We start from the raw sequence: 12,225 nt of genomic DNA, 5'->3' as shown, positions 1-12,225 counted from the left end.
AGGCGATATGCAAGCTCGTTTTCCTTACTGGAGTTTCACGAAAACCGCGATCGCGATTTGTGCGCTGAAACTTAGTGAAAACGGGACTGTAAATTTGGATGGCTGTGTTGATGGCGAAGCTTACACCCTGCGGCAGCTGCTCAACCACACCGCCGGATTGCCGGATTACGGCGCACTGAAAGATTATCACGACGCTGTCGCTGCCGGAGGAGAACCCTGGTCGCGCGACAAATTGCTCAGTGCCGCGTTAGCCAGAGGCATGTTGTTTGCGCCGGGTGCGGGCTGGTCTTATTCCAATATTGGCTACATGCTGGCCCGCGAACACATAGAAGCCGCGTCAGGGCTGAGTTTCGCGCAACTGATGACTGACCTCATCTCGACACCGCTCGGACTGACCAGTGTCGCACTTGTCACCACGCGCGAGGAATTCGCAAAACTGCACTGTGAAGCCGCCGAAAAATATGCTCCGGGCTGGGTCTATCACGGTTGTCTGGCAGGCAATGTGCGGGATGCGGCCAGACTGCTGCACGGATTATTCAGCGGTAAACTGCTGAGCGCTGCGTCAATGGCTGAAATGCAGGTGACCATCCCGCTTGGCGGTGCTCTGGAAGGACGGCCGTGGACAGAATGCGGTTACGCGCTGGGGCTGATGAGCGGTGCAATGGGAGAGGCAGGGCGTTCAGCTGGTCATTCAGGCGGCGGCCCCTCGTGCGTGAACGCGGTCTATCACTTCCCGGATCTCCGCGAACCTGTGACCGGTGCCTGCTTTACTGACGGGCATTACGAAGGCGTGGCAGAAACTGAACTGGGCAGGCTGGTGCAAAATTTCGGGTAAAAGGGCCAAAGCTTCAGGCCTCAGGATGATGGCAACAAATACACAGCTTATTACCGTCGGCATCCCGAAAATAAGCACCGTAGTAATCCGGATGATAATGCGGGCGTAGTCCCGGCGCGCCTTCATCTGTCGCGCCGTTTGCCATCGCAAACTGATAGATTTGATCCACGGTAGCACGCCTGTCTGCCAGTAATGCCAGCATCTGACCATTACCCGCACTGGCAGGTTCGCCGTCATGCGGCTGGCCGATAACAAACAGCGGCCTTGGCGAATCCGGTGCCATCCACGCCGCCCAGGGTTTTTCCCTGTCGCAAAACTTGAGGGTATGCCCCAGTGCCGCCATCACCGCCGAATAGAAAGTGAAAGCCCGTTCAAAATCGTAAACGCCAATACAAATATGGGAAATCAAAATCGCTCTCCTTTTGAAACAGTCCCCCTTGTTATAGCGGGTTATTTTCCGCTCTGCCGTTTTTTGAATGTGATCTCTAAAAAGTCGTGCCGCCGGATCCGTGCTAAATTACCCACAATTCTTACCCGCATTCCCGAGGCAACATGATCATCCCTTCAAACCGTACCACCCGTGAAATGAAGATAAACAATGTCGTGCTGGTGACGAATGCATTGAAATCTCTGGGCTCGGCGACGAAGGCGGAACTGGCGGGTGTCACCGGTCTGAGTATCGCCACCTGCGGCGCAGTGCTGAATGACCTGAGCCAGCGGCACGAAGTGCTGGCGCTGGAACTCGACGTCTCGCGTGGTGGCCGTCCGGCGCAGCGCTATGCGTATAACCCGAACTATTTCTCGGTACTTAGCCTGTACGCGCAAGGCAGCGACGCTGCCGCACAGATTGTCTGGTCGGTGAATTCAGCCACCGGTGAAAGTCTGGCGCAGGGTGAAATCCGCTTTTTACCGCGGACGCTGGCGACGTTTTATCAGCAAATTGGCAGCCTGCTGGCGGACTATCCCAATATTAAAGCGCTGGGCATTGGCCTGCCGGGCGTGGTGGTAAAAGGAACCGTCGCGACCTGTGATATCAGCATGTTTGCCGGTGTGGCGGTTGAGCAGCAACTGCGTGAACAGTTCGGGATTTATGTTCAGGCGGATAACGACATGAACTACACCGCGTGGGGTTTTTACCGCAGCAGTTGCGCAGGTATTACCGCGCCGGTAGCCTACCTCTTCAAGCCTGAAGTGCCTTGTCTGGGCTGTGGCATGGTGATTAACGGTCAGGTATTACAGGGTGCCAGCCAGTTTGCAGGGGAAGTGTCAAATCTGCCTTTTGAAGGATTGGATAAACTGCCGGTCGCAGAAGAAATGGCGAAGGTGATTGTCTCGCTGACCGCCATTATCAACCCGGCCACCATCGCGCTTTCCGGCCCGAAAATAAGTGAAGCACTGCTGCCTGAGCTGAAGATGCTTTGCCTGCAGCACATTCCCGCACAGCATATGCCGCAGCTGACTTACCGCCCGTCGATGCGTCAGGATTATCTTCAAGGCATCGCGGAACTGACGCTCAGCAACTACAATCTGCACATGGCTTTCGGTGAATAACGCCGGTTGACTTTGTTGTTCGCACCCTTATACTGCGGACTTATTAAAAGACTTTTAATAACTAACTTCGCCTCGCGGGAGAACCTGATGTCACTGTCATCTGAAATTGCGCACAACGGTATTCATGCCGGAAGTCCTGTCCGGCGTGTCGCGACGCGGGCGATATTTTTTGTCACCGGCATGGCGATGGGGCTGTGGGCGGCGCTGGTTCCCTATGCCCAATTGCGGACGCATTCAGAGGCGGGCGATCTCGGGTTATTGCTGCTGTGTCTTGGTGCCGGTTCGCTGCTGTCGATGCTTGGGTCGGGACGGATTATCGGCAAGTTTGGCTGTCGGGCAGTGATCGTCGCGGCGGTCATTTTGTACTGTCTGATGCTGCCACTGCTGGCGGTGTTCAGTGACATCTGGCTGCTGGCGCTCAGCCTGTTTATTTTCGGCATGGGCATCGGGCTGGCGGATGTAGCCGTCAATGTGCAGGGCACGCTGGTGGAACAGGCCGCGGATAAACCGCTGATGTCAGGGTTTCATTGCCTGTGGAGCGTGGGCGGGATCGCCGGCGCCGGTGGCGGTGCGTTGCTGCTCAGTGCCGGTATCACGCCGCTCGGCAGCACGTTTTTTGCCGTCGTGCTGGTTATCGCGCTGACGGCGTATTCTTATCGCGGAATGTTACCGTTTGGCGCACATGAGGAGCCTGAAGAAGGCCAGCCGAAAGCCAGACCGAATTTCCGTCTGGTGCTGATGGCGGTTATGGCGATGATTTGTTTTATGGCCGAAGGCGCGGTGCTGGACTGGGGCGGTGTCTTCCTGACCCAGGATCGCGGTCTGGCGCTGGAACATGCGGGCTGGGGCTTTGCAGTATTTGCCGTGGCGATGTCGCTGATGCGCCTGACCGGTGATGCGATTGTCAGTGCACTAGGGCGCAAACGGATCCTGATTATCGGCGGGATTTTGGGTATCGCCGGTTATCTGATGGTTGTGCTGTTGCCGGGCTGGATCCTGCCATTGTGCGGTTTTGCGCTGGTCGGGATAGGCGCAGCGAATATTGTTCCGGTGCTGATTACGCTGGCCGGTCAGGAAAAAGTGATGCCGGTAAATATGGCGGTGGCGATGGTGGCAACGCTCGGTTATCTCGGTGTGCTGGGTGGTCCGGCGCTGATCGGCTTTATTGCGCATCTTTCCAGCTTGTATGTCGCATTCTCGGCGGTCGCGGCGGCGTTTCTGGTCATCACGTTTGGCGCATACAAACTGAAGTATTGATTGTTTTCAAAGACCAATGATTTATAACTGAGTGGCAAATTTGCCAGCTGGCGCGTAAAACCCGCCAGCCCTCTTTTAGCCTGATTGATTTAAAATCCGACTCTGTAAGGAGCAGTAATGGCTGTAAAACTTATCGCCGTAGACATGGATGGAACCTTTCTCAATCCGCAGCACGAATACAATAAAGCCCGCTTTCGCGAGCAATATCAGCAACTTTTGCAACGTGACATTAAATTTGTAGTGGCGAGCGGCAACCAGTATTACCAGCTGAAATCCTTCTTTGATGATCTCGACAAACAGATTGCTTACGTTGCGGAAGGCGGCGGGTATGTGGTCGATAAAGAACAGGAAATTTACTGCGGCAAACTCGAACCGGAACAGGTGACGCAGGTGCTGGAATGGATAAGTCGCACGCCGGGCATTAACACCATTGTGTGCGGTCGCAAAGGGGCTTATGTGCTCAGCGGCACCGATGAGGATTTCATCAGCCGTATGCGCCGTTACTATCACCGACTGACAAAAGTGCATCAATACACAGAAATCGACGATACGATTTTCAAATTTGCACTGAGCTACGTGGAAGACGATGTCTGTCCGCTGATGAGTGAAGTTAACGCTAACCTTGGCGGGATTGTTGCACCGGTGACCAGCGGACATGGCTCTGTTGATTTGATCATCAGCGGAAATCACAAAGCCTGCGGTCTGCAAAAAATCCAGCAGATTTACGGCATCCGTGATGACGAAGTGCTGGCGTTTGGCGACAGCGGCAACGATCTGGAAATGCTCAGCTATGCCGGTTACGGTTTTGCGATGGAAAATGCCTCTGCACCGGCAAAAGCCGCCGCGAAATACGTCGCGCCATCTAACCGTGATGAGGGCGTGCTGAAAGTGATTGATGACGTGCTGAACGGTCGCGCGCCATTCGCCTAAGCCGTTCAATGTGCATTAAAACGAAAAGGCTGCCGCGTAAAACGGCAGCCTTTTTAGCATTGTGTAATGAAGATTGTGCTATGAAAATTAAGGCACGTAGTCTGGCGGCACGCCACTGTTACCGGGCTCTGCAGGGTAGTAATCCGGCGGAACCGGCGATTGCGGTGGTTGATTCGAGCTGTAACCGTCGCTGGCGTCTACCGGCACCTTATTGCCTTTGGCGTACATACATTGCGTGTACACCGTATCATACTGATCCTGTAAATCGCCGCTGCTGGCCCCCGCATTATTGCTGCCCATTGCGCTGCCAATCAGCAAACCACTGCCTGCGCCAATCAGCGCGCCCGGTCCGGCCTGATGCGACGCTGCGCCAATCAGTGCTCCGGCTGCCGCGCCCACGACTGTCCCGGCAGCAGCGGTACCGGCTGCATTATTACTGGCAGTTTTTGCGCCGCCATTCACACTGCCATAGGCCGCGTTACGGCATGACATTTCATCCATCTGAAACTGTTGATAATCCTTTCCGGTACCTGGCAGCACCATCACATCTGGTCGGGTTGGAGGAGAAACGCAGCCGGATAAGGCCGCGGCTAAGGCGAGAACCGCCACCGGAGTAAACCTGTTCATGACTTTTATCGCCTGTTAATGTGGTCCTGCGACCACTTTCATCCAGCCGCGCGGGCAGGCCGGGACTTGCGGATAATATCCCGCCGGATTCTGGCAGTAATACACATATGCCGGGGGTTTCTCGACATACGTTTGCGGCTGCGGTGGCGCAGAGTAAACGACGGCTGGCGGGCCGTAATAGACCGGCGGAGGAATGCCTATCACCACGTCCGGCCCATACCAGCCCCCGCGATAATAGCCGCCATGGTAATAACCATGGCCGTAATAGCCGTGACCGTAGTAACCATGGTTGTAGTAACCATGACCGTAATAACCGTAGGCGAACGACGCAGAACTGGCCGACATCAGCGCGCCAGCCGTAAGCATCAATAACAACAGCCTTTTCATAACGACCTCGAAGTGCATTGAGCGGATGTCCGAAGTGATAAAACCCACCACTCCTGAGGATAACGATACGCCTGTTGCGGCTAAAAGGTTGGCGGGGGATTAGGGTGAATATGACAAGGCTGTGGCAGCAATTGTGACCAAAAAATTCAGCAGCAAACGTTTGTTTACGTTCAGGGTTTGGGAGGCGGGAGATTCATATTTCAGACCCGGTTTTGCCACAGCAAATCCGGGCTGAGAATTAAAAATTCGGATTTAAGGTGTTATTTCTTACTTGCTGTAAAACGTCTGAAGGCTTCCAGCGTTTCATCGCTGACGTGATGCTCCACCCCTTCAGCATCCAGACGCGCTGTCTCTGCGCTGATGCCGAGCGCGATGAAAAACGCTTCAACCACGTTATGACGTTCGCGGTTTTCCGCCGCCAGTTTCTCACCTTCCGGCGTCAGAAAGGTTCCGCGATAGGGCAGCTGGTGAACCAGTCCGGCATTGGCCAGGCGCTTCAGGGTTTTTGCCACTGTCGGCTGGGAAACACCCAGACGCGCGGCCAGATCTACCTGTCGCGCTTCGCCAAATTCGTGAATCAAATCTGAAATCAGCTCAACGTAATCATCCATTAATTCCCGGCGATGCGCCTCGCGCACCTGTAAGAAACCCTGCGCGTGTTCTTCCACATCCAGTAATGGATTCATTTTTTTATCTTTCACTACGCCTGCCTCTTTCTTGCTTAACGGTTTTTCACCGCAGCCGCGCTCACCGCAGCAACCCACGCATTGTAAACCAAGTCCACATATCTACCAATTTATGAAAACTTTGCATTGGCTATGGAGTATAGCCTGTGCTATACCTGAATAATAAACCGCCGTTTGATGCGCAGAATGACAGGAGAGATTTCATGGAAAATGGACGACACATCTTAAAATTATTCAGCCATTCGCCGTTTCGTTTGCGGCTGATGCTGGTCGGCATGATTGTGGCGCTGATCACCGGCAACGCGCAGGCGGCAGACCAGGCGGCCAGCAAGGACAAAAAAAAGTTTAAAGTCGTGACCACTTTCACGGTGATCCAGGACATCGCGCAGAACGTCGCCGGTGATGCCGCCACCGTGGAGTCGATCACCAAACCGGGCGCTGAGATCCACGACTATCAGCCTACACCGCGGGATATTGTGAAAGCGCAATCCGCCGATCTGATCCTGTGGAACGGGTTTAATCTTGAACGCTGGTTCGGGCGCTTCTTTGCCAACATCAAACATGTGCCTTCGGTCACCGTGACGGACGGCATAACACCGCTGCCGATTCAGGAAGGGCCGTATCTGGGCAATCCAAATCCGCACGCGTGGATGTCGGCTAAAAATGCGCTGGTGTATGTCGAAAATATCCGTGCGGCGCTGGTGAAATATGACCCCGAAAATGCCGCAACCTACGATCGTAACGCCAAAGATTATGCGCAAAAAATCAGCCAGCTGGATGCGCCGCTGCGTGAACGTCTGGCAAAAATTCCGGCAGGGCAGCGCTGGTTAGTGACCAGTGAAGGTGCGTTCAGTTATCTGGCGAAAGATTATGATTTGAAAGAGGCCTATCTGTGGCCAATCAATGCTGAAGAACAGGGCACGCCGCAGCAGGTGAAAAAAATCATCGATTTGGTGCGTCAGCAGAATATCCCGGTGGTGTTCAGTGAAAGCACGATTTCAGACAAACCGGCAAAACAGGTCAGCAAGGAAACCGGCGCGAAATACGGCGGCGTGCTGTATGTCGATTCGCTGTCAGCGACTGACGGCCCGGTTCCCACGTATATCGATCTGCTGAAAGTCACGGTCGGCACCATTGCAGAAGGGTTCGGACAATGAGAGAAGCCGCGCTGAATCTTAACGTTGATGACATTTCGGTGACCTATAACAACGGTCATACCGCGATTGAAAACGCCTCGTTTACCCTGCAAGGCGGTTCGATTTGCGCGCTGCTCGGCGTTAACGGCAGCGGTAAATCCACGCTGTTTAAAACCATCATGGGAATACTCCGTCCGACGCACGGCAGCGTGACGCTGGACGGCCTGAACGTGGCGAAAGCGCTGAAGCAAAACCTCATCGCCTACGTGCCCCAGTCGGAGGATGTGGACTGGAATTTTCCGGTACTGGTGCGTGATGTGGTTATGATGGGGCGCTACGGCAAAATGTCGTTTCTGCGGATCCCATCGGCGGAAGACAAAAAACAGGTGGCGTCGGCGCTGGCTCGCGTAGGCCTCACTGATCTGGCGCATCGGCAGATTGGTGAGCTTTCTGGCGGGCAAAAAAAACGCGTTTTTCTGGCGCGGGCGCTGGCACAGCAGGGGCGCGTCATGTTGCTCGATGAACCGTTTACCGGTGTGGATATCAAAACGGAAAACGCCATTATCGAACTCCTGCGCCAGCTGCGTGAAGAAGGGCATCTGATTTTGGTTTCGACGCACAACATCGCTAGTGTGCCGGATTTCTGCGACCGCGTAGTGCTGATCAACCGCACGGTCATCGCGGCCGGTGCGCTCGACACTACGTTTACCTCTCATAATCTCGAAAAGACCTTTGGCGGCGCGTTGAGGAATATCGGTTATTTAGTGCCACAGGAACCGGTGAGGCGGGCGGTATGATGGCGCTGCTGCTGGAGCCGTTTCAGTACAACTACATGGTGAAAGCCATCTGGGTGAGTGCCGGTGTCGGCGCGGTGTGCGCATTTTTATCGGCGTATCTGATGCTCAAAGGCTGGTCGCTGATGGGTGATGCGCTCTCGCATTCCGTCGTGCCGGGTGTGGCAGGCGCTTATGCACTGGGCTTTCCGTATGCCATCGGAGCCTTCGGTACCGGCATTCTGGCGGCACTTTCCATGACGCTGCTGCGCCATTTCACCAGGCTGCGCGAAGACGCGATCATCGGCTTCGTCTTCTCGACCTTCTTTGCGCTCGGGCTGTTGCTGGTTTCCCTTAATCCGACATCCGTTAACGTGCAGTCGATCCTGTTCGGCAATATTTTAGGTATCGATGACGCTGATATTTTGCAGGTGCAGATTATCGTCGGCGTTTCCCTGCTGGTGCTGTGCGTGATCTGGCGCGACCTGCTGGCCGTATTTTTCGATGAGGCGCACGCGGTTTCGGTCGGGCTTTCTCCGCTGCGACTCAAAATCATTTTCTTCACTATATTCAGCGCGTGCAGCGTGGCGGCGTTACAAACCGTCGGCGCAATTTTGGTGATTGCCATGGTGATCACGCCCGGTGCGACCGCCTATCTGCTTTCCGATCGTTTCTCCCATGTGTTGATTATTTCGGTGATTATCGGCGCAGTCACCAGCGCGGCAGGTGCCTGGTTGAGCTATTTCCTGGATGGCGCAACCGGCGGCGTCATTGTCTGCCTGCAAACCGCGGTCTTCCTGCTGGCGTTTTTATTCGCGCCAAAACACGGCTGGCTGGCCAGTCATTTGCGTATCAAACGCCGGAGCCGCGCATGATGTCCTGGTTTGATGTACTGATGGAGCCGATGAGCTTCGACTTTATGCAGCGCGCGCTGCTGACCGCTATGGCGACCAGCATTGTCTGCGCGATATTCTCTTGTTTTCTGGTGCTCAAAGGCTGGTCGCTGATGGGCGATGCGATTTCACATGCAGTGCTGCCCGGCGTGGTGCTGGCCTATCTGGCGGGTATTCCTCTGGTGATTGGCGCGTTTGGTTCCGGTCTGTTTTGCGCGGTGGCAACCGGATTTATCAAAGAGCATTGCCGGGTCAAAGAAGATTCGGTGATGGGCATTGTCTTCTCGGGCATGTTTGCTGCCGGTCTGGTGCTGTTTTCCCGGGTGAATACGGAGCAGCATCTCAGCCATATTCTGTTCGGCAATGTGCTGGGCGTGACGGACAGTGAAATGCTGCAAACGCTGATTATCGCGCTGGTGGTGACGCTGGCGATCATCATCAAATTCAAAGACCTGATGCTATTTTGTTTCGACCCGGTGCAGGCGAAAGTGATCGGTCTGCCGGTACGTTTTTATCATTATGCGTTGCTGTGTATGCTGGCGCTGACCATTGTGGCGGCGTTGCAGGCCGTTGGCGTTGTACTGGTGGTCGCAATGCTGATTACGCCAGGCATTACAGCATTCCTGCTGTGTAAGACACTGCCAAAAATGATAATCGTGGCTGTGACGGTGTCACTAATTGCCGCCATTTCCGGCACCTTTATCAGTTTTTATATCGATGCAGCGACCGGACCGGCAATAGTGCTGATTCAGGCTATGCTTTTCCTGCTGGCATTAGCTGTGCATCTTTTGCGTAAACCGTTCAAATCGCGCCAGTCAGCACCGAATGCCTAGTGTCTGTAACACAGGTTTGGCATGCTGGCGTGCATATATTCCTTATTTTAAGAGATTCTGATGACCCAACAATTTGCTCCTGTCGAACTGGAAAAGCCTCCGCCTAATTAACCACGGCTCGACGGCGCTGGCTACCTGTCGCATAAAGGCCTACCATCGGCCGGCAACAAAAGGGTTTAATGAAGTTCAATGAAGTAAGCGTTAAGGATTGTTATGAGCGAAGTAGCAAGTTCCATCAGTGTTGGCGATAGCTTTACTGTCAAGAACGGCTCAACCCACGAAGTAACTGGCTTTGTGAAGAAGGGAGAGAGAATTTACCCGATGATCAAAACAGATCATGGTGATTCAAGCTTCACCTTCATCAAAGAAATTGTTTCGGTAAATAAAGCTTAAATATTAACAACCTTCTCTGTGATCGCGGCCTGTTTGTATTACGTAAAGAACAGGCTGCGTGATGTCAGTTTCCCACCAATTTCCTCTTCTTTCCTCCGTCTTTGCCATATGCACATCTGCCGGACATTGCAGTTTGAATTAACGATATACCGGCAGTAGATTCGCGCTTGAAAGAATATGTACTGCCGCATTGAGCACGCCGAACAGCAGCACCAGTACGATCATTTTATTCCCACCCCATACGCGGTACCGCGGGCTGCCAAAACGCTGGCGTGATGCGCGTGCCATCAGCGCCGGAACAATCACCGCCCAGACCGTTGCCGCCAGTCCGGCAAAACCAATCGCATAAATGAAACCATCGGGATAAATCACACCACCGATAATCGGCGGAACGAACGTCACCAGCGCTGTTTTGAAGCGACCAGTCCGGCTGTCGTTGAATTTAAACAGATCCGCCAGATAATCAAACAGGCCGAGCGTCACCCCTAAGAATGAACAGGCGACGGCAAAGTTTGAGAAAATCGTCAGCAGCAAGTCCAGACCGGCGCTGTTAAGTATCTGGCTCAGCGACTGCACCAGCACATCAATATTGCCACCCCGTTCAGCGATGCTGATGAATTCAGGACGCGGAATGTTGCCCATCGTTCCCAGCATCCAGATGATGTACAGCCCGAGCGCCATCAGCGTACCCAGCAGCAGACACTTCTTGATGATTTGCGGATTTTTGCCGTAGTACTTCATCAGGCTCGGCACATTGCCGTGATAGCCAAATGACGCCAGACAGAACGGCAGCGTCGCCAGCACATAAGGCATGTAGCTCGGATTAATTTCGACGCTGTTAAGCAAATTCACCGGTTTCACATGCCACAGCAGGCTGCCGAAGGTCAGGAAGAAGGCAATGATTTTCGCGCCAAGCACAATGGCCGTCATCCGGCTCACCGCGCGGGTACTCAGCCAGACGATAAAGGCCACGACCAGCGCCGTCAGCAGACCGCCGAGGCGGGGAGAAAAACTCACCGACATCTCACGCAACGTATGCTGGATCACCGAGCCGCTGGCGGAAATATAGGCGTAGGTCAGAATATACAAAACGAACGCGATAGTGATGCCGTTCAGCCGGTTCCAGTGTTTACCCAGCAGATCGCCGGTCACCGTATTGAAACTCGATCCCACCGGATAGTTAAGATTTGCTTCAAGGATCATCAGTCCGGAATGCAGCATACAAAACCAGGTAAAAATCAGGGCAGCTACAGACCAGAAAAACCAGGCGCCGGACATCACCACCGGCAGGGAAAACATCCCTGCGCCGATGATCGTTCCACCAATAATCATTGCACCGCCCAGTACTGAACGTTGCGGGGCGGTCACAGAAAGCGTCGCCATAGTGCGTATCCTCGCGTGGCTTTTATCAGAATTCGTTGAAAGAATGGCTGAAAAAGAAAAGAGTTAAATAACGAACAGAAATCGCTGTTTTGTGCTGCGATTTTGGTCTTAAGCGCGGCAATATAGTGGAAATGAAGCGGCTTGTACACTGCTGAACTAGTTTGCTGATACAAAAACGCACATTCAGAAGCTGAACAGGGCAATCAGTAAGGTGAGCAGGGAAATAACGCCGAAAATGTGTACAAAATATTAACGTTGTGCAATTTTGCGGTTAATAGGGGCGGAGTATTCATGGCGCAGATCACAGATTTCATTACGATTTCTTATCTAAAAAAATAAAAAACCCTGTTTGAAAATACAGGGTTGACACACAACATATAGCGAGTAAATTAGAACTCAGCACCAGAGAGAAGTGAAAAGAAATTTTTATTTCGCGGTGCAATTAGCAAGTTGATAAACTTGTCAGTAATGAGATGCGATAAAGGCCACGAAGTATTTTAGTATGGGTGATTCAACACCGGGCGTTATTTGAAAGTCCGTG

The 12,225-nt window shown here is 53.4% G+C and carries 14 protein-coding genes; 9 read left to right on the top strand and 5 right to left on the bottom strand.

The genetic code is table 11. The features are described 5' to 3' along the window. Positions 1 to 7 precede the first annotated feature (7 nt). Entirely contained in the window at positions 8 to 835 is an 828-nt protein-coding gene (locus tag ACJY2G_RS03415) for a serine hydrolase domain-containing protein (protein WP_439291238.1), read from the top strand. Between the two features lie 13 nt (positions 836 to 848). On the opposite strand, the gene ACJY2G_RS03410 is transcribed toward ACJY2G_RS03415, so the two are convergent. After that, positions 849 to 1,244 carry a VOC family protein gene (locus ACJY2G_RS03410; protein WP_120162320.1) on the bottom strand — a complete coding sequence of 132 codons (396 nt, stop codon included), beginning with the start codon at positions 1,242 to 1,244 and terminating at the stop codon, positions 849 to 851. Positions 1,245 to 1,387: 143 nt separating this feature from the next. On the opposite strand from ACJY2G_RS03410, the gene ACJY2G_RS03405 reads away from it, so the two are divergent. The 3 genes from ACJY2G_RS03405 (at position 1,388) to ACJY2G_RS03395 (ending at position 4,573) form a co-directional block, all read left to right on the top strand. After that, positions 1,388 to 2,386, top strand: coding sequence for an ROK family protein (locus ACJY2G_RS03405; RefSeq protein WP_439291235.1), 999 nt, complete (start codon positions 1,388 to 1,390; stop codon positions 2,384 to 2,386). Positions 2,387 to 2,473: 87 nt separating this feature from the next. Next, complete coding sequence (locus tag ACJY2G_RS03400) at positions 2,474 to 3,643, top strand: MFS transporter (RefSeq protein WP_439291233.1); 1,170 nt, start codon at positions 2,474 to 2,476, stop codon at positions 3,641 to 3,643. A 117-nt stretch (positions 3,644 to 3,760) separates the two neighbouring features. After that, positions 3,761 to 4,573 (top strand): Cof-type HAD-IIB family hydrolase, encoded by an 813-nt coding sequence (locus tag ACJY2G_RS03395; protein ID WP_439291231.1) that lies wholly within the window; start codon positions 3,761 to 3,763, stop codon positions 4,571 to 4,573. 87 nt (positions 4,574 to 4,660) lie between these two features. Here the strand turns inward: ACJY2G_RS03395 and ACJY2G_RS03390 are convergent, their stop codons facing one another. The 3 genes from ACJY2G_RS03390 to mntR form a co-directional block, all read right to left on the bottom strand. Then, positions 4,661 to 5,200: a glycine zipper family protein gene (locus ACJY2G_RS03390; RefSeq protein WP_439291229.1), complete on the bottom strand. Its 540-nt coding sequence runs from the start codon at positions 5,198 to 5,200 to the stop codon at positions 4,661 to 4,663. Positions 5,201 to 5,215: 15 nt separating this feature from the next. Beyond that, the gene (locus ACJY2G_RS03385; RefSeq protein ID WP_430319573.1) at positions 5,216 to 5,566 is read right to left on the bottom strand and encodes a hypothetical protein; all 351 of its coding nucleotides are present in this window, start codon (positions 5,564 to 5,566) and stop codon (positions 5,216 to 5,218) included. A 281-nt stretch (positions 5,567 to 5,847) separates the two neighbouring features. Then, positions 5,848 to 6,288: a manganese-binding transcriptional regulator MntR gene (gene mntR, locus ACJY2G_RS03380; protein WP_112286701.1), complete on the bottom strand. Its 441-nt coding sequence runs from the start codon at positions 6,286 to 6,288 to the stop codon at positions 5,848 to 5,850. 188 nt (positions 6,289 to 6,476) lie between these two features. Between mntR and ACJY2G_RS03375 the strand changes: the two genes are divergently transcribed. From ACJY2G_RS03375 to ACJY2G_RS03355, 5 genes are all read left to right on the top strand, one after another. Further along, positions 6,477 to 7,430 (top strand): metal ABC transporter solute-binding protein, Zn/Mn family, encoded by a 954-nt coding sequence (locus ACJY2G_RS03375; protein ID WP_430319574.1) that lies wholly within the window; start codon positions 6,477 to 6,479, stop codon positions 7,428 to 7,430. Continuing rightward, the gene (locus ACJY2G_RS03370) at positions 7,427 to 8,206 is read left to right on the top strand and encodes a metal ABC transporter ATP-binding protein (protein WP_120162326.1); all 780 of its coding nucleotides are present in this window, start codon (positions 7,427 to 7,429) and stop codon (positions 8,204 to 8,206) included. Before ACJY2G_RS03375 ends, ACJY2G_RS03370 begins: the two co-directional genes overlap by 4 nt. Next, on the top strand, positions 8,203 to 9,057 hold the full coding sequence (locus ACJY2G_RS03365; protein ID WP_120162327.1) for a metal ABC transporter permease: 855 nt from the start codon (positions 8,203 to 8,205) through the stop codon (positions 9,055 to 9,057). Before ACJY2G_RS03370 ends, ACJY2G_RS03365 begins: the two co-directional genes overlap by 4 nt. Then, positions 9,054 to 9,908 (top strand): metal ABC transporter permease, encoded by an 855-nt coding sequence (locus tag ACJY2G_RS03360; RefSeq protein ID WP_112286607.1) that lies wholly within the window; start codon positions 9,054 to 9,056, stop codon positions 9,906 to 9,908. Before ACJY2G_RS03365 ends, ACJY2G_RS03360 begins: the two co-directional genes overlap by 4 nt. Positions 9,909 to 10,121: 213 nt before the next feature. Further along, entirely contained in the window at positions 10,122 to 10,301 is a 180-nt protein-coding gene (locus ACJY2G_RS03355) for a hypothetical protein (protein WP_112286608.1), read from the top strand. A gap of 138 nt (positions 10,302 to 10,439) precedes the next feature. Here ACJY2G_RS03355 and mtr read toward each other — a convergent pair whose 3' ends face one another. After that, positions 10,440 to 11,684, bottom strand: coding sequence for a tryptophan permease (mtr, locus tag ACJY2G_RS03350; RefSeq protein WP_430319575.1), 1,245 nt, complete (start codon positions 11,682 to 11,684; stop codon positions 10,440 to 10,442). Positions 11,685 to 12,225: the final 541 nt, after the last annotated feature.

The organism is Rahnella sp. ATs2, from assembly GCF_051851855.1.
In the GTDB taxonomy this organism is placed as follows: Bacteria; Pseudomonadota; Gammaproteobacteria; order Enterobacterales; family Enterobacteriaceae; genus Rahnella; species Rahnella variigena.
This window is presented reverse-complemented; position numbering and strand designations above follow the sequence as displayed.